The organism is Streptomyces sp. NPDC005496 (assembly GCF_042872045.1).
Taxonomy (GTDB): Bacteria; Actinomycetota; Actinomycetes; order Streptomycetales; family Streptomycetaceae; genus Streptomyces.
This window is the reverse complement of sequence record NZ_JBIAJQ010000010.1, coordinates 113,532-134,356: the sequence shown is the minus strand read 5'-3', so window position 1 is coordinate 134,356 and position 20,825 is coordinate 113,532. Positions and strand designations below refer to the sequence as shown.

General features: G+C 68.2%; 18 protein-coding genes and 1 pseudogene. 9 read left to right on the top strand and 10 right to left on the bottom strand.

The features are described from left to right. Positions 1-109 precede the first annotated feature (109 nt). From ACFYQQ_RS28755 to ACFYQQ_RS28740, 4 genes are all read left to right on the top strand, one after another. Complete coding sequence (locus tag ACFYQQ_RS28755; RefSeq protein ID WP_355781678.1) at positions 110-937, top strand: DUF4397 domain-containing protein; 828 nt, start codon at positions 110-112, stop codon at positions 935-937. Positions 938-1,060: 123 nt separating this feature from the next. Then, the gene (locus tag ACFYQQ_RS28750) at positions 1,061-1,762 is read left to right on the top strand and encodes a class F sortase (protein WP_388905563.1); all 702 of its coding nucleotides are present in this window, start codon (positions 1,061-1,063) and stop codon (positions 1,760-1,762) included. 47 nt (positions 1,763-1,809) lie between these two features. Then, the gene (locus ACFYQQ_RS28745; RefSeq protein WP_355781681.1) at positions 1,810-2,373 is read left to right on the top strand and encodes a sigma-70 family RNA polymerase sigma factor; all 564 of its coding nucleotides are present in this window, start codon (positions 1,810-1,812) and stop codon (positions 2,371-2,373) included. After that, positions 2,360-3,160: an anti-sigma factor gene (locus ACFYQQ_RS28740; protein ID WP_355781683.1), complete on the top strand. Its 801-nt coding sequence runs from the start codon at positions 2,360-2,362 to the stop codon at positions 3,158-3,160. Before ACFYQQ_RS28745 ends, ACFYQQ_RS28740 begins: the two co-directional genes overlap by 14 nt. A 268-nt stretch (positions 3,161-3,428) precedes the next feature. Here ACFYQQ_RS28740 and ACFYQQ_RS28735 read toward each other — a convergent pair whose 3' ends face one another. Then, positions 3,429-3,788 (bottom strand): STAS domain-containing protein, encoded by a 360-nt coding sequence (locus tag ACFYQQ_RS28735; protein ID WP_355781695.1) that lies wholly within the window; start codon positions 3,786-3,788, stop codon positions 3,429-3,431. 416 nt (positions 3,789-4,204) lie between these two features. Between ACFYQQ_RS28735 and ACFYQQ_RS28730 the strand changes: the two genes are divergently transcribed. The 3 genes from ACFYQQ_RS28730 (at position 4,205) to ACFYQQ_RS28720 (ending at position 6,666) form a co-directional block, all read left to right on the top strand. Further along, complete coding sequence (locus ACFYQQ_RS28730) at positions 4,205-4,747, top strand: hypothetical protein (RefSeq protein WP_356240163.1); 543 nt, start codon at positions 4,205-4,207, stop codon at positions 4,745-4,747. Positions 4,748-4,949: 202 nt separating this feature from the next. Beyond that, positions 4,950-6,452: a PepSY domain-containing protein gene (locus ACFYQQ_RS28725; RefSeq protein ID WP_355781689.1), complete on the top strand. Its 1,503-nt coding sequence runs from the start codon at positions 4,950-4,952 to the stop codon at positions 6,450-6,452. A 25-nt stretch (positions 6,453-6,477) separates the two neighbouring features. Then, positions 6,478-6,666 carry a hypothetical protein gene (locus tag ACFYQQ_RS28720; protein WP_355781698.1) on the top strand — a complete coding sequence of 63 codons (189 nt, stop codon included), beginning with the start codon at positions 6,478-6,480 and terminating at the stop codon, positions 6,664-6,666. A 55-nt stretch (positions 6,667-6,721) separates the two neighbouring features. Here ACFYQQ_RS28720 and ACFYQQ_RS28715 read toward each other — a convergent pair. The 9 genes and pseudogenes from ACFYQQ_RS28715 to ACFYQQ_RS28675 form a co-directional block, all read right to left on the bottom strand. Next, positions 6,722-6,961, bottom strand: a pseudogene (locus ACFYQQ_RS28715) (FMNH2-dependent monooxygenase); the annotation flags it as partial. A 170-nt stretch (positions 6,962-7,131) separates the two neighbouring features. After that, positions 7,132-7,737 carry a hypothetical protein gene (locus ACFYQQ_RS28710; RefSeq protein WP_356240160.1) on the bottom strand — a complete coding sequence of 202 codons (606 nt, stop codon included), beginning with the start codon at positions 7,735-7,737 and terminating at the stop codon, positions 7,132-7,134. Between the two features lie 384 nt (positions 7,738-8,121). Beyond that, positions 8,122-8,718 carry an ATP/GTP-binding protein gene (locus ACFYQQ_RS28705; protein WP_355779154.1) on the bottom strand — a complete coding sequence of 199 codons (597 nt, stop codon included), beginning with the start codon at positions 8,716-8,718 and terminating at the stop codon, positions 8,122-8,124. Beyond that, positions 8,699-9,073 (bottom strand): DUF742 domain-containing protein, encoded by a 375-nt coding sequence (locus tag ACFYQQ_RS28700; RefSeq protein ID WP_355779157.1) that lies wholly within the window; start codon positions 9,071-9,073, stop codon positions 8,699-8,701. The genes ACFYQQ_RS28705 and ACFYQQ_RS28700 overlap by 20 nt, the downstream gene beginning before the upstream one ends. Continuing rightward, on the bottom strand, positions 9,066-9,497 hold the full coding sequence (locus ACFYQQ_RS28695; protein ID WP_355779160.1) for a roadblock/LC7 domain-containing protein: 432 nt from the start codon (positions 9,495-9,497) through the stop codon (positions 9,066-9,068). Before ACFYQQ_RS28695 ends, ACFYQQ_RS28700 begins: the two co-directional genes overlap by 8 nt. Beyond that, positions 9,494-11,767 carry an ATP-binding protein gene (locus ACFYQQ_RS28690; RefSeq protein WP_355779162.1) on the bottom strand — a complete coding sequence of 758 codons (2,274 nt, stop codon included), beginning with the start codon at positions 11,765-11,767 and terminating at the stop codon, positions 9,494-9,496. Before ACFYQQ_RS28690 ends, ACFYQQ_RS28695 begins: the two co-directional genes overlap by 4 nt. 234 nt (positions 11,768-12,001) lie before the next feature. Then, positions 12,002-13,189 carry an FAD-dependent monooxygenase gene (locus ACFYQQ_RS28685; protein WP_355779165.1) on the bottom strand — a complete coding sequence of 396 codons (1,188 nt, stop codon included), beginning with the start codon at positions 13,187-13,189 and terminating at the stop codon, positions 12,002-12,004. 89 nt (positions 13,190-13,278) lie between these two features. After that, positions 13,279-14,808, bottom strand: coding sequence for an amino acid adenylation domain-containing protein (locus ACFYQQ_RS28680; RefSeq protein WP_388905555.1), 1,530 nt, complete (start codon positions 14,806-14,808; stop codon positions 13,279-13,281). After that, on the bottom strand, positions 14,805-16,775 hold the full coding sequence (locus tag ACFYQQ_RS28675; protein WP_355779171.1) for a beta-ketoacyl synthase N-terminal-like domain-containing protein: 1,971 nt from the start codon (positions 16,773-16,775) through the stop codon (positions 14,805-14,807). Before ACFYQQ_RS28675 ends, ACFYQQ_RS28680 begins: the two co-directional genes overlap by 4 nt. 663 nt (positions 16,776-17,438) lie before the next feature. Between ACFYQQ_RS28675 and ACFYQQ_RS28670 the strand changes: the two genes are divergently transcribed. Together ACFYQQ_RS28670 and ACFYQQ_RS28665 are read left to right on the top strand one after the other, a co-directional pair. Continuing rightward, the gene (locus ACFYQQ_RS28670; RefSeq protein ID WP_355779174.1) at positions 17,439-18,464 is read left to right on the top strand and encodes a GAF domain-containing protein; all 1,026 of its coding nucleotides are present in this window, start codon (positions 17,439-17,441) and stop codon (positions 18,462-18,464) included. Positions 18,465-19,130: 666 nt separating this feature from the next. Beyond that, a complete protein-coding gene (locus ACFYQQ_RS28665) occupies positions 19,131-19,769 on the top strand; it encodes a TMEM175 family protein (protein WP_355779176.1) in 639 nt (212 codons plus the stop codon). The last annotated feature ends 1,056 nt before the right edge of the window (positions 19,770-20,825 follow it).

The following is a 20,825-nucleotide window of genomic DNA, read 5'->3' as shown; positions in this document are numbered from 1 at the left end:
TCTCCTCCTCTTCTCCGGAGAATGTGGTCGGTGGTGCAACCGATATGAGGCGGCCGGCGGAATGCGTCCCTGACTCATCCACTGTGCTGCTCGTCGGAAGGAAATCGTCATGAGCGTTCGTCTCACGCGTGCCGCCGTTACGGCCGGGATCGCGGTTGCTCTGTCCGTGATCGGATGTGGGGCCGCTGTGGCCGCGCCGCAGGCCGGTGGTCAGGCGACGGTGTCCGTCCTGCACGCTGTGCCCGGTCTGACGGTGGATGTGTATGCGGGCGGCAAGGAGTTGATCCCGAACTTCAAGCCGGGCAAGCTGACCGATCCGATGAAGTTGGATGCCGGCTCCTACGACATCAAGATCTTCAAGGATGGTGACGGTCCGAAGGGGACGCCAGCCATCCAAAAGACGGTCGATGTCCCAGCCGGCGCCAATGCCACGCTGGTCGCGCACCTGTCCGAGGACGGCAAGCCGGTCCTCGACGCTTTCGTCAACGACGTCTCCAAGGTCCCCGCCGGCAAGGCTCGCCTGACGGTGCGGCACGTCGCTGCCGCACCGGCGGTCGATGTACGGGCGGGCAAGAAGCCGGTATTCAAGGACCTGGTCAACCCAAAGGAGGCCAAGGGCGAGGTCGCGGCAGGAGCCGTCACCGCCGATGTCGTCCTGGCGGGCACCGACACGGTGGCCGTCGGTCCGGCGAACCTCAACCTCGCAGAGGGCTCCAACACGGTGGTCTATGCGTGGGGGAGCGCCAAGGACAAAAGCCTTGCGCTGAAGACGCAGACGCTGCGCGGAATGCACTCGGCTCCCGGCGGTGTGCCGGCAGGAGAGAGCGGACAGGCAGTGGCGCACAACGAAAGCGTGCCGACAGGTTCCCTCGCTCTGGCAGGGGTTTCCCTGACGGCGGCCGTCCTGCTGGTGCGCAGGCTGCGCAGCAGCCACTGAGACGGCCCCACACGGCGGTGCTGCCGTCTCCTCCTGATGGCACCACCGCCGCACGTACCGGCAGACAGTCGTGCTGCCCGCAGCGTTGATCCCAACACGTGATGATGAAAGTAGCGATGTTCTATGGGCCGACCGTGGTCGAGGCGCTCTCTGTGGGCGGCGCTTTCCCTGGCGCTCGCAGGTCTGCTGGCAGCTGGTGTGTGGGCGGCTGAGACACGGATAGCAAGAGCCGGCAGCGTCTCCGACTTCGGTGCAGTTCCGCAGACCAGCGCCTCCTCGGAGTCGGTATCGCCGGGGTCCTCCGCCAGGCTGTGGTCGGCTGCGGCGTCCGCAGGTCGCAGCGGAGGAAACTCCGCAACGCCTGCCCTGACGCTGGCCGTTCCGCGAAAACTATCCATCCCGCGACTGAGAGTTGAGGCTGCTGTCGATGCCGTGGGAGTGACAGCGGAAGGCCAGGTTGAGGTGCCGGCCAACCCGAAGAGAGTGGGCTGGTATCGCTTCTCACCAGCGCCGGGAGAGCCGGCCGGGTCGTCTGTGATCGTCGGACATCTCGATTCCCGCGAGCGAGGACTCGGTGTCCTCGCTGCGCTCAACGAAGTCCGCCGCAATGAAATCGTGCAGGTGACGCGGTCTGAGGGCCGCGCCGTCACCTACCGGGTGGTGTCACGCCGAACAGTCGCCAAGGACGGACTGAATGCCGTGGGTGCATTCCGCATGGAAGGCCCCGCTACGCTGACGCTCATCACATGCACCGGCCCGTATGACGCGGACAAGGGCGGCTACCGGAACAACCTGGTCGTCACCGCTGAACCGGTAATCCGGTGACCCCCCTGTGGACCGGATCTCAGGTGCTGGCCGCTACAGTACCGACGGTGACCACCCCTTTGTCCGATGACATGCTCGCCGCCGGCTTCGCCGACGGGGACGAGGCATGTCTGAACGAGGCATACCGGCGCTGGGGAGCGCTGATCTTCACAATCGCCTCCCGCAAGCTCGGCGATCCGGAAGAGGCCAAGGACGTCACGCAGCAGGTGTTCGTCGGCGCCTGGAAGGGCCGAAAGGGCTTCAACCGAGACCGGGGTTCGCTGAAGACATGGCTGGTGGGCATAACCCATAAGAAGATCGTCGACGCCCTGGACCGGAAGTCGCGGCACTTGCGTGACCAGCGCGCTGTGGCCGCGGTCGTCATACCCGACAACGGCGGGGACTCAACAACGCAGGCGGATACGGTCGTTGACCATATCGTGGTCATGGATGAACTGGAACAACTGCCTGCACCGCAGCGAACGGTCCTCAAGATGGCGTTCTACGAGGACTTGAGCCAATCGCAGATCGCCGAGCGGACGGGTATGCCGCTGGGGACGGTCAAAAGTCATACACGGCGCGGGATGATGCGCTTGAAGGATCGACTGGAGGTGGACAGTGACGCACGTTGACGAAGAGGCGCTGGTCTTGATCGCGCTCGGAGAGCTGCCCGCCACCAGCGACGACGAACTCCACCTTCAAAGCTGTTCCGTCTGCCAGGCGGAAGTTGAGTCCTACCGCCGCGTGGTCACAGCAGCCCGTACGCCGCAGCTTGACGAGGACGATCTGATACAGCCGCCTGCACAGTTGTGGGCGGACATCACAGCCGAACTCTCCCTCTCTGAAGACGCATTCACCGAGTTCCCCGCAGCCAACGAGGAACCCCACGCCATCCTCACCGGTGAGCGTGAAGGAGACGGTCACGCAGTGCACGCTTCGGCCAGCACGGACACGCCGGCAACGGCGCAGCGCCGGCGGGTGCGCCGGCGGGCGCGTTTCAGCGTCGCCTTGGCCGCGTGTGCGGCGCTGCTCGGTGCTGGTGCCGGCAGTACCATCACATGGTGGGCGCTTCGCACCGACAGCACGACGACCACACCCAGTGCGAAACCCCTCGACTCCCTGCGGCCCGCATCCACCGGCTATGCCAGCCTGCGAGGCACGCAGGCCCATCGCACTCTGGCCATAGAGGTCAAAGGGCTGCCCGATACGACGGGCTACTTCGAGGTGTGGCTCATGAACCGCTCACACACCAAGCTTGTCTCCATGGGCGTCCTCAACGCGGACGGACAGGCCACGCTGCCGGTGCCGAAGAACATTGACCTGCGTGAATACTCAGTCGTCGACGTCTCCGTCCAGCCCTACAACGGCAAACCCGACCACTCCGGGAAAAGCATCGTCCGGGGGCCCTACGCCAGCTGAATCAATCAACCCAGCCGCAACAGGGGCGGTAGTGGGGCACGCCGGCCCGACGGGAGCACCGACGGCCGCTGTACTGATCAGCGCGTTCCTCGGCAACCGCCCCGGCGCGTACTGAGACGCTGCTAGCGCTCGAAGCCGCCGACTGGCTCACGGCCATGGCGGCCGGAGAGACCGGGCCTTGGCTTGAAGACGCCAACGGGCCCCGGAGAGATCGGCCATCTCCGAGACCCGGCGTTCAGGGATGCCGCTCGAAAAGTGCTGTGAGAAGTCAAGCGGCCTGGGCGGCATGGGCGGTCAGCAATGTGTCGGTCTCGGTCAGGCGCAGCACGCTCGCGGGCTGGCTTTGCAGGCCGGTGACCAGGAGCTGGCCGCCTTCGGCCAGCATGCGGCGGCGCAGTTTCAGCAGGAGGTTCAGGCCGACCGAGTCCATGAAGGACACGCCGGACATCTCCAGGTGCAAGGTCTTGCCGTCGAGGGGGATGACCAGCGTCGCGTCTTCGAGAGCCGGGCACGAGTTGAGATCTATCGCTCCGGCGACGGTGACAACGGTCCGGTCCATATGCTGTTGCGTGGTGACGGTGAGGTTGTTCAGGGTTCGCCCCTCGCTTTCCCGGGGGGTCGAGCCCATCACACCCCCCGACGGTGGGGGTATCAAGCGCGTGCCGCGGGGCACGCACAGTTGAGCAAGACAACCCGCACCGCATCCGACCACTGAAGGCGGTGCCTCCGAAGAGGGGGCGGGGTCTCCTACCAAACCAGGCTGGTGTCCGTCCACCGTCGCACAGACCGTGCCACGAACGCCATCAGGACCCGGCAAAGGCTCCGCGTCGCGATACAGAGCCGATGCTGCCACCAGGCCAGCACACGTGCGATTTCCGGTCATCCGGCTGCCCGCGCTCCGGACGTGCTTCGATGCGCCGCGGTGGTGCCGGGGGAGGGCTGGCATGATGACTCCTCATGTCGTCCGGACCCGCTCTCCGTCTAGCGCGTGCCGCGGTGTTCGCCGCTGTGTGCGTGACGGTGACGGGTCTCGGTCATGCCCTGATGTCCCAGGAGGTTCCGGCCTGGGCGGTGGGGTGCGGATTCGCGGCCACGGCCGCAGGGGCGTGGTGGATCGCCGGGCGCCGCGAGCGCGGTGTGCTGGCGGTGACCGGTTCGACGGTGGCGGTGCAGTTCGCTCTGCACGGGTGGTTCGACTTCGCCCAGTCCTCGGCCACTTCTCCTGCCATGGCCGATTCCGGGGCCGGGATGGTGCATGACATGTCGTCGGCTATGGGAGCGATGCCCATGGACGGCCCGATGACGAGTCACTGGTCCCTGGGCATGGTCGTGGCACACTCCCTGGCCGCGGTGCTGTGCGGACTGTGGCTGTGGCGTGGCGAGGCCGCGGTCTTCCGTGCCGGCCGTGCGCTGGCGTTGTTCGTCTTCGCTCCGCTGCGGCGGGCCGGACGGATCCGTGTCGTCCGCCAGGTGCCGTCCCCGGCACGTCCGGTGTGGTTCTTCGTTCCGGTGCGGTTGGTGCGTGGTGTGCTCCTGCGGCACGACATCGCACGCCGGGGTCCCCCGATGCCCGCAGTCTGCCGCTGACCGTCCGTCGCACCCAGTGGGGTGACGGACGCAGTCCGGCGTGCCCTCTTGGACGGCACTTCCTGCAACGGCCGCATCTCATCGAGCCGTTCCCGGGAGGCGGTCCGCCGCGCACGCCACGCCGCCGCTTCCCGGCGGACCGACCTGCCGACTTCACTCGCGCCCGCGTCGCTGACACCGGGTGCCCATTGGGGATGCATCCATGTCTTCCACCCAGGAACAAACGCCACAGGACGAGTCCGAGGCCACCGACACGGCCCTCGACGAGACCCCCGATATAGCCGCCGACACCACGGCCGCCGACACCGCGGGCGCCGACACGCGGCCGGTCCGCTCATGGCGGGGCGTGCGGGCGCTGCTGGTACGACTCCACTTCTACGCCGGGGTGTTCGTCGCCCCCTTCCTGCTCGTGGCCGCCCTGACCGGGCTGGCCTACACCTTCACCCCGCAACTCGACGACCTGGTCTACGGCGACGTGCTGCACGTGGAGCAGTCCGGCCGACAGCCACGCCCGCTGGCCGATCAGATCTCCGCGGCCCGGGCCGCCCACCCGGAGGGCACCCTGGCCTCCGTGACCACCCCGCCCGGTCCGGGGGACACCACGCAGGTGGTGCTGTCCGTGCCGGAACTGGGCGAGAAGCAGCGCACCGTGTTCGTCGACCCCTACACCGCCGAGGTCAAGGGTGAACTGACCACCTGGTGGGGCTCGACCCCGCTCACCACGTGGCTGGACGACCTGCACCGCAACCTCCACCTGGGTGAGACCGGACGCCTGTACTCCGAGGTCGCGGCCAGCTGGCTGTGGGTGCTCGTCGCCGGCGGCCTCATCCTGTGGCTGGGACGTGCCCGTGGACAGCGCGCCGGGTCAGCGCGCGGTGTTCTGCTGCCCGACCGGTCCGCCCGCGGTGTTCGCCGCACCCGCGGCCGGCACGCCGCCACCGGTGTGTGGATCGCCCTCGGCCTGCTGTTCCTCAGCGCGACCGGCCTCACGTGGTCCCACTACGCCGGTGACCGGTTCGGGCAGCTCCTGGACACGGTCAAGGGACATGCTCCCGAACTCGACACCGCGCTTCCCGGCGTCAAGACCGCCGCCGGTGACGAGCACGCGGGACACGCCGGGCACCACGCAGGCCAGGACGCGGCATCGGCCGACCCCGCCGCTTTCGACACTGTTCTCGCCGTGGCCCGCCACGAGGGCCTGGGCGGCAAGGTGGTGGTGACCCCGCCCGCCGACCCGGCGAGCGCGTGGACCGTTGCCCAGGACGATCCCAGCTGGCCCGTCCACTACGACAAGGTCGCCGTCGACGCCGCGAAGGGTGAGGTCACCGCCGAGACCCGCTGGGCCGACTACCCGGTCACGGCCAAGCTCACCAAGCTCGGCGTCCAGGGACACATGGGTCGGCTGTTCGGCGTCGCCAACCAGATCCTCCTCGCCGTCATCGCCCTGGGCTTGGCCTTCGTCGTGCTGTGGGGCTATCGGATGTGGTGGCAGCGCCGCCCCGTCCGCGCGGACCGCACGGCCCTCTTCGGCAAGGCCCCCGCGCGCGGCATCTGGCGCACCCTGCCCCTGCCCGTCCTGATCCTGGGCGTACCCGCCGTTGTTGCTCTCGGCTGGGCACTGCCCGTCCTGGGCATCACGCTCCTCGCGTTCCTCGTCCTCGACGTCGTGACCGGACTCGTCCGCAAGGCCCTTGCCACGGCGTGACCGCCGGCCGGAATGCGGCTGAGGCATGAGACGAGCGAAGGCCCGGGCCGCGGAGGACGCCCTCCCGGCCTGGGTCTTCGGCACGCTGGGACGCGGCCCCTCCCTCGGCACGGGCAGAGACGAGGGCGGTGGATTTGGCGACGCCAACGCTCCTGCCTGCGAGCCGGGAATGGACGTCGATGACGCCCTTGCAGACCTCGAAGGCGACTGCTGAGTGGCAGGTTCGCAGCGGGGTGCCCTGACAGCCGACGCTTCGAGTTCGTCTCCTGTCCCGCCGTCACGTAGCGGCTCGCGGGGCGCGGGAGGCCCAAGTGTCCGCGCAGCGTGGTGGATTCGTACGCGGTACGGAACACTCCGCGTCGCCGGAGTTCCGGGACCAGGCTCCGGGTGATGGCCGTCAGGTCGTGCGGGAGGGTGGCCGGGCGCAGCCGGAAGCCGGCGAGGCCGGCCGCGCGCCAGTCGAGCAGCAGATCGGCCAGTTCGGGGGTCCCGGTGAATATCTTCACGTTGGGGACCTTCGCGTTCACGGAGGCCTACGACCGGGGAGCCCCTGCTGACCGCCGAGGAAGCGGTGCGCCACGCCCGCGCGGCACTCGCCCCGTCGGGACCGGCCGCGGGCTGAGGGAACGGGGTTCACGTCACGACCACGGACCGCCCCGCAGGGCTGGGGGCACCCCGGTCAGGGCCGAAGGCCCGCGCGTCGGAGCGTCAGCGTCGACAGGTCGGCGATGACGTCCGGGTCCCCGCGACGCCAGGCGTCGGCCAGGCCGCCCGGCGGCGTGGCAAGCGCGGCCAGCGGCCGCTGCGGTCCGGTGAGCGCACGCAGTGCGAGGAGGTCGGCGCCACCGGGGGCGTCGAGAAGGCGACGAGTGGTGGCGCTGCGCCGGATCCACCGCAGCCGTGGAACGAGCCACAACACCATGATGACGGCGGTCGGGAGGGCGATCAGGGCGATCGTCGTGAGGGTGGCGACGTGGCCCACGGTGTCCTGCAAGGACTGTCCGGCATCGGAGAGGCTGGTGCCGGCGTCGGCCGCGGACTTGAGCGGCTTCTTCAACGAGTCCCCGACGAAGGGGACCTTCGAGGCCGCATCGCCGGCGTCGTCGAGATTGGAGGCAAGACTGTCGCCCGCGCTCTCGGCCTTCCGTCCGGGCTCGGCCAGCGTCAGGATCGCGTCACGGACGACGAGGGCGAACTTCACCGTGATCGCGATCAGGAGCAGAGCGATCAGGTCCGCGATCAGCTGACGACCCCGACGCGCTGGGGTCTGGGCGTACAGACGCATGGACGTGCTCCTGTTCCGACGGCGACGTCGACGAAGGCTTGACCCGGCCCGATGGCACGGAACTCGTGCCTGCGGGGCTGACGGCAAGGATCGGCGGGTGGCTTGACGGTACGTGAAACGCACGGACGATATCGGGGTACGCACGCACAGGACCGGTCGCGTCCTCCACCGGGCCGGCCGGGGCGAGGTGACGGTGCCCGGGACGTCGTGCCTGACCCGTCTCAGCCGCTTCGGATTTGAGCCGGTCGGGGTTGTCTCCTGCGGTGATCAACAGCTGGCCGGCGTCTCGGCCCCCACTCCGGGCAGGGCGACGAGGCTGGAGGGGGCTCGTCTCACAAGGGGCGCGAGGTCCGCGTCGGCCTCTTTGATCTGCTGCCGCACGGTCTAAGCCCGGGCTGCGGACGCGAGGCGGGCGGCCGCCCGCGCACGTGCCGCTCCCAAGACGGTCAGCAGCACCTCCTTGCTGGAGTCGCGGTCGCGCACGTCGCACAGCAGGACCGGTGTATCCATGTCGACGTCCAGCGCGGCGCGCACCTCCTCGGCCGAGCTGCTGCAGCGCCCGTGGAAGCAGTTGACGGCCACAGCAAAGGGAATTCCTCTCTCTTCGAAAAAGTCGATAGAGGCGAAGGAGCTCTCCAACCGCCGGGTGTCGGCAAGCACGACAGCGCCGAGAGCGCCCATGGCGAGGTCATCCCACATGAACCAGAAGCGGTCCTGGCCCGGTGTGCCGAAAAGGTAGAGCACGAGTTCCGGGCCGATCGTGATACGGCCGAAGTCCATGGCGACCGTCGTCGACGACTTGGCCTCGACGCCGGACAAGCTGTCGATGCCCAGACTCGCCTCGGTCATGCGCTCCTCTGTCTGCAGAGGGGAGACCTCGCTCACCGAGCCCACCATGGTCGTCTTGCCCACGCCGAATCCGCCGGCGATGAGGATTTTCAGCGCTGTAGGCATGACCGGCTCAGAGTTCGCGAATTGCATCGATCACCCTTTCAATGACTTCTACGCTCGGCTGGCTGTCCCGTCCGGGCGGCGCCTGGACGAGGACCAGCGCAGCATCCAGCAAGTCGCCGCAGAGCACCTTCACCACGCTCACCGGCAGGTTCAGCTGCGCAGCGATCTCGGCGACGGCCATCACCCGGCCTCGGCACAGTTCCAGGATCTGGGTCGCTTCGGGTTCCAGATGGCGGTGCTGAACCTTCCCATCGGAACGTGCGACGACCTGGGTGATCAGGGCGAACCCGTGACGACCGTGGTGAGTGCGCCCGCGGGTGATGGCGTATGGCCTCAGGTAGCGCCCGTCCTGCGGGCCGTCACGCCATCCTGGCTCAGCCATCCTGAGCAGGGCCGGCAGGCGTGTGCTGGACGCGGGGCGCCGCTGTCAGGTACTGGCCGACCTGCCTGACGAGGGTGGCCATCTCGAACGCGAGCATCCCGAGATCCACCTCGTGCGAGGCGATCGCCGCCAGGCGGGCTCCTGAGCCGGCGGTGGTGATGAAGAGAACTGCCTTCTCCATCTGAATGACCGACTGCTGGACAGATCCGCCCCGGAACCGGTCGGAGGCACCCCGGGCCAGCGCGTGGACGCCTGAAGCCACGGCGGACAGGTGTTCGGCGTCGTCGCGGTGCATGGTCCGGGACTTCCCGATGAGGAGACCGTCCCCCGAGAGCACGACGGCGCACTGGATCTCCGGGATCCGTTCCACCAGGGTGTCCAGGAGCCAGTCCAGGCCTTTGCTGCTGCGTACCGTGTCACTCATTGCGTAGGTTCCTCACCGTTCGTCGGCATTGGGGGTGCCGATTCGTCCTGCCACCCGCGGACGTTGCGCGACTCGTTGCTCATTCCGGCCCGCCTGATTCCCGCGTCGATGGCAGCCATCGTGCGGGCCGCCGCCTGCGGGTCGAGGAACGCGTCGTGGACCTCGCCTGCGCCAGGATCGTTCAGCGTCGGCTCGCGCCGCAGTTCCGGCGCGAGGCTGGCGCGCCTGACACGCTTCGGCAGGACCTCGGGGTCGTCAAGCGTGTCAGCGGGCATCACGCCTGGCACTACACGCTCTTGAGGGGGTCCCGGCTGCGCCGGAGGCCTCTGGCGACGTGGCAGGTCGTACCCCGCAACATCGGCAGCGGCTGCGGCGGTCGAAGACGTGACGGGACGCTCCGCGCTGTCTTCCGGGTGCCTGGCGCGGCTGGGCGGCGCGTTCCGCGCCGGAGCTGTCCAGCCGGCCGGGGCGGCAACGGGCCCCGCGTGATGTCCTGGAGCCGGAGGGAGCAGTCCAGCACCTCCGTACTCGGGAAAGCCGCTGTAGTCCGGCGCGGGGGAATGGGTGATCGCCTCGTCCGAGGACCCCCTGCTGAGGCCCACGCTCGGCAGCGCTTCGCGGTCGGTGGACGATCGGCCGCCCGCGACGGCCGGCGAGGACGCTTCGGGCTGGCTCACCACTGCCCGGCCCGTGGCCTGCGCTGCCGACTGCAACTGGTCCAGGACCGGCGAGGGAACAACTTCCAGCAGCTCACTGGGCAGAAGGACGAGCGCGAGGGTGCCGCCGTAATCGGACGCGCGCAGGACGACCCTGATGCGGTGTCTCTCGGCGAGTTTCGCGACCACGAAGTGCCCCAGGCGTGGATCCTCACCCAGGGCCGTCATGTCGATCCGGGGTGGGTGAGCGAGAAGCTCGTTGGCGTGGTCCCGCTGCTGCGGTTGGATACCGAGGCCCTGGTCCTCGATCTGCAAGGCCAGCCCTCGGGCCACCTTCGCTGCTCTGACCGTGACCTGAGTGTCGGGCGGGGAGAACTGGGTGCCGTTCTCGATGAGCTCTGCAAGGAGGTGCGTCACGTCTCCCACGGCCCGGCCGGCAAGGGCCACCCTCCGGTCGTCCGGCGTGTTCACGACGTGCACCCGGGTGTAATGCTCGGTCTCAGCCACCGCGCCCCGCATCACGTCGGTGATGGAGGTGGGCGGGGTGGTGGTGCGGCGCCCAGACGTGGCACCGCTGAGAATCATCAGATTCTCCGTGTGCCGTCGCACGCGGGTGGCAAGGTGGTCGACCTTGAAGATGTCCTTGAGGAGATCGGAGTCCTCGTGCTTGCGTTCGAGGTCGTCCAACAGGTTGATCAGGCGATGAATGAGGGTCTGGGCGCGGCGGATGAGCTGGCCGACGACCTTCTCCGTGCCCTGGCGGCCCTGGGACTGCCGCATCGTGGACTGGGCGGCAATACGGACCAGCTGGTCGATGTGGGTGGAGAGTTGAGCGATGTGGTCCTGATCAGTCGCCTGCGGTCCGAACGGGACGAGCGCATCGAGGTCTATCCGCTCGCCGCGCTCTATTCGGTTCAGAAGGTCAGGCAGGTGCGTCGCCCACTGCTGCGTACCCTCCTGGAGTGCGGAGAGCCGTCCGAGTGTCGAGCGCCGGGCGTCCCGGGCGCGTCTGGCCAGCACCACGGCGCCCACGACGACAGCGAGGGTGATGCCGCTGCTCACCAGCGCGACGAGGAGCAGCTCTTCGGCCCGATCATCGTCGGCGCCCGCCAGGCTGTCCAGCGAAGCCGCGGTCAGCGCCCGTGAGCTGCCCAGCACACTGTCGGTGGCCGTCGTCCGCGAGATGGCCGCGGCCAGAAGCGGTGCCCCGTGGTCGCCGGCCACGCCCTCGTTGCGGGGCGTCAGGCTGGCCCACCGCGCACTCAGGGAAAGCTGCCCGTACTGCGGCGCCTTGGGCGCCATCTGCTGAGCGTTCTCGAATGCCGCGGCGGAGATGCCTCCGCGCTCGCGCTCTGTTGGAGTGCTGCGCCCCTCGTCGGCGGGCTGGTGTCCGTCCTGCGGCTGCGTCGGTGACTCAGCCGACCCTGCGACGAATGAAGCCTGGTCCGCGTCGTCTTGTCGCTGGATCTGCTGCTGCGCGAGGCTTGCGGCGGTAAAGCCCCCGAGCCCGGTCAGACAGACCAGGGGAACAACGAACGGGACGCCGAGGGAGGATCGCAGAGATCTGCGTTGAGTGACGCGGGGTTGTGGCCGCCGGTCGCGGTTGCCTGACATCTGGATTCCTCGTGCAGCAGCGATACACCGGTGCGGAAAGCGGTACGCGACCGTCGGTCCCCGCGGAGTGACTGCTCACTCTGTTCGAAGGTCAACGTGGGTTGCACCGTATCAGGATCATCGCGCAGCGTCACACTCGGGCCATGGCAACTGGTTTGTGCGCACTGGTAGTTGAGCCTTTATCGACGCACCGTTCTGAGGAACGTCCGGGCTTTTCACCGCCTTTGGGAACGGTCATAGGAGTTCGAGGAGTCTGGGCGTGTAGAGGTCATGCGGAGAAGCGATGCCGGCCACCATGTCGAGGTAGATCGCGACGAGTTCCGGGTCGGACTGGACGGCCCGGAGCAGGGAAAGACGTTGGTCGTGCGGGGTGGCCAGCTGGGCCACGCTGAGCGTGGCCTCGTAGCCCGGGGTGAGTGTCGTGTCCCGGCTCTCTGCGAACCGGGCCAGCGACGCGTCGAGCTTCACGGGATCGCCACCGAGCGTGTCTCCCACCTCGGCGACGAGGCTTTCCACCTGCTGGAAGGCATCGCTGATGCCTCGTGCCGTGATGGAGTCCTTGTGATGCCCGGCATCCCCGACCAGGACCCAGCCGGGCCCGGCCGCCTGCCTGAAGAAGTTCTGCTGATCCCCGCTGCCACGCAGACGCTCCACCGGCGCACGTCCCCGCAGCCGCTCGTACAGCGCCGGCGCGGTGAAACGAATCTGCTCCTCGTAGGCATGCCGGGCGCTGGTGCGGATTTCGGCGAAACGGGACTGCTGGAAGTAGGCCAGAACCAGGGTGGCGTCGTCGTGTGTGGGCACGCTTGCCACCCAGCCGCCGGGACGCTCGTAGAGCTCAAGGTCGGCGGGTACATCCGGCCAGTAGGTGTAGTAAGCGCAGGTCAGCAGAGGATCCCGCCTGATGTACGGCGCTGCGGCCATCTGGGCGACGGTGGAGCGCATGCCGTCAGCGCCGATGACCAGGCGAGCGGATTCCGCGAAACTCCGGTTGCCGTGTCGGCCCTCGATACCGACGATGCGGCCTGCCCTGTCCCGCAGCAGACCGGTGACGCGGCTTCGCTCGCGGAACTCGACCCCGGCCGCGACGGCAGCGTCGACCAGGAGGGCGTCCAACACCCGGCGCCGTGGCGCGAACGCTGCTTGCTGGCCGGCCACGCCTCGCGCGCAGCCCGCGATACGGATGTCGGCGACCTCGTACACGGTGCGCTTCAGAGGCGGGCACCCTGAGGCACGGACCTGCTCCAGCACACCCCAGCGGGCGAGAGCCGCGACGCCTGGCTGATGAATGAGGTGCGTGGACAGGGTGTCGGAGCCGTAGGTGGATCTGTCGAGGAGAAGCACGCGGTAGCCCGCACGGGCCAGCAACAAGGCGGCTGACGCGCCGGCGCAGCGCGCGCCCACCACGATGGCGTCGTACATGCGGGTTCCTCATATCGGACGGGGAGCCTTGGCTCGGGGCAGGGAACGGGGGGGCGGTGTAAGGGGGCCGGGACCTTGCAGGGGAGTGATCAGCGCGAGTTGGCCAGTGCGTCGAGCAGCGCCCTTCGATCGATTTTGCCGTTCGCGTTGAGCGGGAGCTGTTCCAGGACGGTGATCTGGCGGGGCAGCATGTACGGCGGCAACTGCCGTTGCAGGGCTGCGAACAGCCGGTCTGTATCCGGGCGGAGGCCGCTCACGGCGGCCTGCAGTTCCAGTTCACCGTCTGCGGCGGGCAGCGTGATCACGGCAGCGTCCTGTACCTCCGGGTACGCCCGCAGTGCGGCCTCGATTTCACCCAGTTCGATGCGGTGGCCGCGGATTTTGACCTGGTGGTCGGTTCGGCCCAGATGCACCAGGTGGCCGTTTTGGACGGCGACCCGGTCTCCTGTCCGGTACCAGTGCTCGGATGTTGGACGGTCGCCCGCCGGTCGGAGGTCGGTGGTGAGGAAGCGGCCGGCGGTGTGAGCCGGATCAAGGTAGCCGGAGAACCGCAGCGGGCCTCGTACACACAGCTCTCCGCTGTCACTGGGCCGACCGTCGTCGTCCAGCAGCAGCAGATCCAGGCCCGGATACGCACTTCCGATGGGTGCGGTGCCGTTGGGTGTGCTCGGCCAGGCGGCCATGTCGTCGGGAAGCCGGTAGGCGGTGCAGGAAATCGTCAACTCGGTCGGCCCGTACAGGACCTCCAGCCTGCTGTTCGCAGCTGCGACTCGCCACTGGCGGGCCGCTTGCAGGGTGAGCGGTTCGCCGCCGAAGATGCTCCACCGCAACGTCGGCATGCTGCCCGAGGCAAGGGTGCCCAGAAGGGAGGCGAAGGAAATGAGGGACGGGACGGAGAACCAGTGCGTGAGCCGCAGGCTGGTGATGGTCTTCACCGGGGACAGCAGCTGGCTGCGCTGGGGGACGACGAGCGTGCCGCCGCCCGCCCACGCGACGAACAGGTCGTGCACCGAACCGTCGAAGGTCAGCTCGAACGTCTGCGACAGGCGACTGCCCGGCCCGATGTCGTATCGGCCCGCCACGAGTTCCAGGTAGGCGCAGATGCTCCGGTGGGTGATGGGTACGCCTTTGGGAGCGCCGGTCGATCCTGAGGTGAAGATGACGTACGCGAGGTCGTCGGGATCCACGTGCCGGTACGCAAGCGCGGCCGGATGAGCTCCAGCCGGGGCCGACAGCTCATCCGGGCCGGCGGCAAGGACGGGGATCCCGAGGTCGGGGACGCTGTCGATGGACTCGGCCAAAATGAGATCGAGTTCGGCCGCCGCAACGATCTGGGCGGTCCGTTCCGCGGGGTACTCCGGGCTCAGCGGCACGACAACGGCACCCGCGCGCAAAATGGCGAGATAGCCGGCGTACGCCGTCACCGATCGTGCGGCCATCAGCCCGACCCGCCGCGGCGGCCTGCCGGCCGGCGCCGTGACGATACGGCCGGCGAGCCGCTCCACCTGGTCGTGCAGTTCCCGGTAGGTCAGTTGCACCGAACCGACCTCAAGGGCCGTCTCACCCGGGTACGCGGCCGCCGAGCGGGCGAACCAGTCGAACAGAGTGCGCAGCTTCACCGGGCCGCTGCCAGGAGGGCACGCGTCCACTGCCGCAGCTCGCCGACTGTACGCAGCCGGCCGAACCCTTCCGGGTCGACCTCCCGCTGGCTACGTCTGCCGAGTTCGACCACGATGCGCAGTTTCGCCAGCGAGTCGATGCCGATCTCGGTGAGCGTCGAGTCGTCATCGAAGCTCGTGCGGGCGTGCTCGCGCAGCACCCAAGCCGCCAGATCGCTCTCGTCTTCGTGCGTTTCGCCAGGCCAGTAGCGTTTGGTCTGCCAGGGGTAGGCGGGCAGCGGTACGTAGCGGCCGGCTTCGCCGAACAGCGCCGTCCAGTCCACCTCCTCGCCGCGGCAGTACCGGTCTGCGGCGGCCGACAGGGGACGTCCGCCGACGGCCGCTGTCCCGGCGAGAGCGGCCGCCAGTTCCCCGTGGCTGGAGCCCACCACGGCGATCCGGTGATCGTGCTGGCGGCGCCGGGTGGCCGCGCTGTAGCAGATGTCCCGGAGCGCGTAGGCCTGGCCGGCGCCGCCGGGGCCGAGGTAGTCGGCGTAGGAGCGGGCGAGGTCCTGGAGGGCCGCGGGGCTGTGGGCGGAGAGTGCCAGAACGTACGGCGTGCCGTCCGGTGCCGGGTCGGCAAGGGGGGCCGCCGGCTCGAATTGGCTGAGTACCACGTGGGCATTCAGAGATGACGAGCCCTGTCCGCTCACTCCGGCAACAGCGGGCCGGCCACAGTCCGGCAAGGGCTGGGCTTTGTCCGGGACGACAAGGGGAAGCCCCCCCCAGTCGACACGGGGGTGGGGCGTCTGCAGGTTCAGGCTGGCGGGAACCTCACCGTGCTTCAGGCACAGCACGGCCTTGATCAATCCGGCGAGGCCGCCGCCCGCCTCCGCGTGGCCGATGTTGGTCTTGACCGACCCGACGAGGAGCGGGCGGTCGACGGGACGCCCGGCGCCCATCACCTCGCCGAGCGCGCTCAGCTCCAGAGGGTCGAGCGCCGGCGAGCCGGCGCCGTGGGCCTCGACGTAGTCGACGTCGGACGGATCCAGGCCGGCGTCCTCGTAGGCCCAGCGCAGTACGTCCAGTTGGCCCTGGAGCGAAGGGTTGAGGACCGTGTCGCTGGTGCGGCCGTCGTTGCCGATGGCACTGCCGCGGATGACAGCGTGGATCCGGTCGCCGTCGCTGAGCGCGTCCGTCAGTCGCTTCAGGACGACGACTGCCACGGCGTCGCTGGGGGCGTAGCCGTCCGCGTCCGCGTCGCCGAACTTGCAGCGTCCGTCGCTCGACATTGCTCCGGCGTGCGAGAGGACGAGGCTCTCGTCAGGGCGCAGAGCGATGTTCACGCCGGCGGCCAGGGCCAGCGGGCTCTCTCCCGAGCGCAGGCTCTGGACAGCTTGGTGGACGGCCACCAGCGACGAGGAGCAGGCCGTGTCGACGACGATGCTGGGGCCACGGAAGTCGAAGAAGTGGGATACCCGCGCAGGCAGCAGAGACCGGAAGTTGTGGAGTTGGGCGGCCGTCACCGATTCCGGACCCTGGCGAAGCGCGGCCTCGAGGGAGTCGGCACGGGTGTTGCCCACGAACACCGCGCTCCGGCTCCCCGCCAGAAGGTCGGTGCGCTGTCCCGCGTCCTCCAGGGCCTCCCAAGCGGTCATCAGCAAGAGCCGTTGCTGCGGGTCGAGTTCCGTTGCCTCAGTGGCCGACATGTGGAAGAAATCGGCGTCGAAATCGGCAACGCCGTCGATGTAGCCCGCTCGGCGTCCTGCTATTCGGCCCCGTCTGGGCTCAGGGAAATGAAGGGCGTCGACGTCGAAGCGATCTGCCGGTGTCTCACTGAGGGAGCTGCTGCCGGCCTTCAGCAGGTCCCAGAGGTCGCTGGGTCCTGACGCCCCCGGCAGGCGGCAGGCCATGCCGATCACCGCGACCGACCGAGCGTCCACGCCGGACTTGCGGTACCTGGTCATCGAGAACTCCGTTTCGTACATCGCTCCGTTGTGGAGCAGTCGACCTTGATCACTGCACCTAGCCATAGATATCCGCCGCCTGGCAGCAGGAACCGGACTGTGACCGGAAGATCAGCGGGACAAGCGCACCGGCGGCTGATTGCCGGCTTGCTCACCGTGCGCTCATCCCTCAGCAGGCCACTCATTCCGGCCAACCTTCGGCTCCCGCGCCGATCCGCCCGGCTACGTGAGGGAGCCGTGGAACCTGGCGCAAAACCTGCTGTCAGGCGCTGCGAAGCAGGTACCGCTGCTCCCCGTCAGGTGGGACGGGCACGCAGTCGTGCAGCCAACCCACCTCCAGAAAACGAACATGCATTCGGGTTTGCCTCTTCGCGTCGAGGTGCTCTGGCAGTGTCGAAAACCGGTCCACCGCACGATTGTCGGGCGCAACATCGTTTCCGTTCGAGGAGGCGGCCTGGAATGACGAGAAGTGATCGGTGATGGTTGAAACATCAAAGGACCTGGGCAGCCTTCCCGGATGCCCAGTCGCTGGTCACAGCCACACCCTGTAAGGACGGCTCGGCCCGTCGGCAGGCGCGATGCAACTTGCGCTGGGCGCAATGGTGTTGGCAGAGTGACGGCTGGGGCGGCAAGGTGTCGGAGGGGCGGACCACAGAGTCCGGATCTCTGCTTTGATCTAGCCTCATGGACTCCCACGATCCCCTCGAGGCGTTCCGCCGCACTGGACCGGAACGGACCCGTCGGCTGACGATTCTCGGCCTCAACGCGCCCGACGCGGAAGCCACATTCGATCGCGTGGCACGACTGGCAGCCCGCCTGACCCAAGCCCCCTTGGCCATGGTCAACTTCATCAGCGACGAGCGCCAGATGTTCCGCGGCATGTACGTGCCCACGGCATCCCCCGACGCAGGGGTGGACGTCGACGGCGGCGGCATACCCTTCGATCTCAGCGCACTCGGACGCGAGGCGCCCGGAGAGTACGGCTTCTGCCCGCACGTCGTCGCTCAACGATCCCAACTCGCCCTGCACGACGTGTTCGACTACCCCCGGTTCAAGGGCAACCCACTGGTCAACGACCTCAACGTCCGCTCCTATCTGGGCACGCCCCTGCTCGACAACACCGGGCAGGTCCTCGGCACCGTCTGCGTCGCGGATTTCCGGCCCCGGCGCTGGGACGACCAGATCATGGACGCCATGACGGAACTGACTGCGACCCTGCAGTCGGAATTCAAGCTGCGCGACAGCCTCCTCGCCCAGCAGCAGGAACTCTTCGCCGTCTTCGACGGGGCACAGTTCCCGATCATGCTCACCGAAGGCCCCGATCACCTGCTGCGCTACGCCAACCGCAAGCAGGGCGAAGCCTTCGGCCAGGTGCCGCAGTTCAGCCCCGCCCGACAGGTTCTCCCCGGGCTCGACCAGGTCGGCGTCTTCCGCGCCATGGACGACGCCCTGCGCCAAGGACAGCCCACCACACTGTCCAAGGTCACTCTCCGCCCGTACGACTCCGAGACACCGCAAGCATTCAGCTTCATGTGCACACCCGTACGCACCGCTCCAGGCGCGCCCTTCAAGGGCGTCCTCACGGTAGCCATGAACACCATGGGCCAGGCATACGGTGGCGACAACCCGCAGACCTTCGCAGCCAACCTGCAGGGTCAGTTCGAACAAATGGGTTCGGGTGCATTTGCCCATCGAGATGCCGGCTGGTAGACGCAGCAGGCAGTGCCATGGTGGCCGCGTACGGCTGACAAACGGGCTGACGCAGACCCCTGTTGTCGCCGTCGCGGTCATCATCTCCCGGCGAAGGTGGTGCGCAGGGGCTTCGCCGATGGCCGTCTCCCTTCGCTGCGAGAGCCGAGACGACAGCCTGTCTACTGTGCAGAGTTCCGTGTACCACCGCGCGCCTCCAACTGCGCCGCCACACCGCAAATGGTCCCCGATGACAACTTCCGCCAGGGGTCGGATCCTTGCCCCAGCTGTCACCATCAGCCGCCATAACCCTTACTGCGGCACCGTTTCGCCCTGACACCTGCAAGAGCGGGGCCGGTGGCATCGACTGGAGTTCCATAGCCTCAGCCGAGTCGACGAGTGCATTCCGCGGAATCATGGCCGGCTTCGTGTTCGCCGGTCTGGTCACCGTCATCGGTCAGAAGAATCCTGCCGGGGGTGATGCGCACGCCTCGCGCGGAAATCGAGGAGGCTTTCGTCTGCTCGCCGCGAGCGATCGAGGGACAGAGCAGCGATAGGTGGGTCAGGTTGTCCTAGCCGCTCATCGTTCTTACTGCCGTATGAGTGGGCACTCCATAAGGCCAAGTTCCTCGCCCCGGCCCTGGGCGATGCGATACAGCCAGGGCGCAGCGCCCTACTGTCATCGACATGACGGAGCCTGTTCCAAAAACGCACACCCACGAGAACGCCCCGGGCACGGCACGCCTGATCACTCTGTCCGACGGCATATACGCCATCGCGATGACCCTTCTCGTCATCAACGTGGCCGTTCCCGCACATCTGGACGATGCCGCATTCCACAAGGCCCTGAGCGATGCACTGCCCAACCTTGGCGCCTTCGCACTCAGCTTCACCCTCATCGCCGGATTCTGGCGTGACCACCGCCGCATCCTCACCGCACTGCCCAGCGAGACGGCCATGGTCACCCGCCTGACCCTTCTGGGTCTCGGCCTGGTCGCGCTACTGCCCTTCCCCACCGGACTTCTGGCCGAGTACGCCTCTCAGCCCGAAGCCGTCGCCCTCTACGCGGGTGCCATGGCGGCGATCCACGCGGTGCACACAACCCTGCTGCTACTGACGCAACGCCAAGTGCACCCCTCACCCACGTCATCCGCCGCTGTGGCCCGCCGTCGCTTCACCGCCCAACTCAGTTCCAGTGTTCTGATCTTCGGCCTCTCCGTTCCCATCGCCTTCGCCAACACACAAGGAGCCATGTGGTTCTGGCTCACGCTGATCCCTGCCCACTACGTCCTTGGCCACCCGTGGCGTCGACCTCCACACCGGTGAGGCCCCCGGTCAGCACCACCAGTTCGGGGAGGCAATGCTCGAAGTCGCGCCGGCCTACCTCTTTGACACCGAGGCCGCCGACGTCCTGGCGCTGCCGTGCGACCCAACCGGCAAGCCCCTCGAACACGGCCCCCGCAGCCCGCCACTGTGCGATGTCCGGCGACCACCGCGCCCTGCACGGCACCCTCAACGTATCCCCGTGACGGGATCAGCACCGGTTCCTGTGTTGAAGGCTCGATATGAACCGATGCCAGCTGCGTGCCACGCGGCGTTGAGCTGTGGGAACGGGAAATGGGGTCCGTGTCGCGCGCGTGTGGCACGAACCGTGTTGAATTTACCGGCGCATCCTTGTCGTGCAAGGGGGTGAATTCCGGCAAGTCCCGGATCCGCACTGGGATTTGAGCGGCTGGGCTTCTGGCCGGTCTGCGTGCCGTGCTTGCGGCCCCTGCAGCGGCGTCCGACGAGAGGGCGACCCGGACGTCGGGGATGGTGAACGGCGGAATCCCTCGGGCAGCGTTGACGACAGGCGCCTGCGGTGGCCGCAAGCGGAGCGACCTCTCCGCGCCTTCCTTCCGTAACTGTCCGGGCCAGGAGCTGGCGCGCTTTGCTCTCGTCGTTGTCGCTTGAGTCAGGCCCCGGTACAAGCCGGGGACGGTTCTGGACACGATGGTGCTCGACGGAGACGCGCCGTCGGCCTTTCCAACGCTGACACCAGCCGGAGGCGGTGGAACCCCAGCCAAGTCGTCCAGCGGGCGCCTCGACGATAGCTATCAGCCGCGAACCCGTCGCCCTGCTAGCGTCGTCAGCCGAGCGGCAACACGCGAGAACTGTCTGCAGAAACGGTGGTTGCCCGAGTGCGGCTGGCGCCGGCGCCGATCTGAGCGAGGGCCTGATCCAGCCACCGCCTGAGCGCCTCGCCGGGCCCCGGGGCGGCGATGGCGCCCCCATCTCCCCAAGGCCCCGCGCTACGCCGGCCGCCCCCGATTCCTGGCGCAGCAGCTTGGACCGCGCCTGCGCTGAAGCGCGCGGGTTCGCGGAATCTTGACGAGCACGGTG

Excerpts from the sequence above, each read along its gene's own strand:
- ACFYQQ_RS28755 (WP_355781678.1), top strand. The coding sequence starts at position 110 with ATGAGCGTTCGTCTCACGCGTGCCGCCGTTACGGCCGGGATCGCGGTT.
- ACFYQQ_RS28750 (WP_388905563.1), top strand. The coding sequence starts at position 1,061 with ATGGGCCGACCGTGGTCGAGGCGCTCTCTGTGGGCGGCGCTTTCCCTG.
- ACFYQQ_RS28735 (WP_355781695.1), bottom strand. The coding sequence starts at position 3,788 with ATGGGCTCGACCCCCCGGGAAAGCGAGGGGCGAACCCTGAACAACCTC.
- ACFYQQ_RS28730 (WP_356240163.1), top strand. The coding sequence starts at position 4,205 with ATGTCCCAGGAGGTTCCGGCCTGGGCGGTGGGGTGCGGATTCGCGGCC.
- ACFYQQ_RS28725 (WP_355781689.1), top strand. The coding sequence starts at position 4,950 with ATGTCTTCCACCCAGGAACAAACGCCACAGGACGAGTCCGAGGCCACC.
- ACFYQQ_RS28720 (WP_355781698.1), top strand. The coding sequence starts at position 6,478 with ATGAGACGAGCGAAGGCCCGGGCCGCGGAGGACGCCCTCCCGGCCTGG.
- ACFYQQ_RS28710 (WP_356240160.1), bottom strand. The coding sequence starts at position 7,737 with ATGCGTCTGTACGCCCAGACCCCAGCGCGTCGGGGTCGTCAGCTGATC.
- ACFYQQ_RS28705 (WP_355779154.1), bottom strand. The coding sequence starts at position 8,718 with ATGCAATTCGCGAACTCTGAGCCGGTCATGCCTACAGCGCTGAAAATC.
- ACFYQQ_RS28700 (WP_355779157.1), bottom strand. The coding sequence starts at position 9,073 with ATGGCTGAGCCAGGATGGCGTGACGGCCCGCAGGACGGGCGCTACCTG.
- ACFYQQ_RS28695 (WP_355779160.1), bottom strand. The coding sequence starts at position 9,497 with ATGAGTGACACGGTACGCAGCAGCAAAGGCCTGGACTGGCTCCTGGAC.
- ACFYQQ_RS28690 (WP_355779162.1), bottom strand. The coding sequence starts at position 11,767 with ATGTCAGGCAACCGCGACCGGCGGCCACAACCCCGCGTCACTCAACGC.
- ACFYQQ_RS28685 (WP_355779165.1), bottom strand. The coding sequence starts at position 13,189 with ATGTACGACGCCATCGTGGTGGGCGCGCGCTGCGCCGGCGCGTCAGCC.
- ACFYQQ_RS28675 (WP_355779171.1), bottom strand. The coding sequence starts at position 16,775 with ATGTACGAAACGGAGTTCTCGATGACCAGGTACCGCAAGTCCGGCGTG.
- ACFYQQ_RS28670 (WP_355779174.1), top strand. The coding sequence starts at position 17,439 with ATGGACTCCCACGATCCCCTCGAGGCGTTCCGCCGCACTGGACCGGAA.
- ACFYQQ_RS28665 (WP_355779176.1), top strand. The coding sequence starts at position 19,131 with ATGACGGAGCCTGTTCCAAAAACGCACACCCACGAGAACGCCCCGGGC.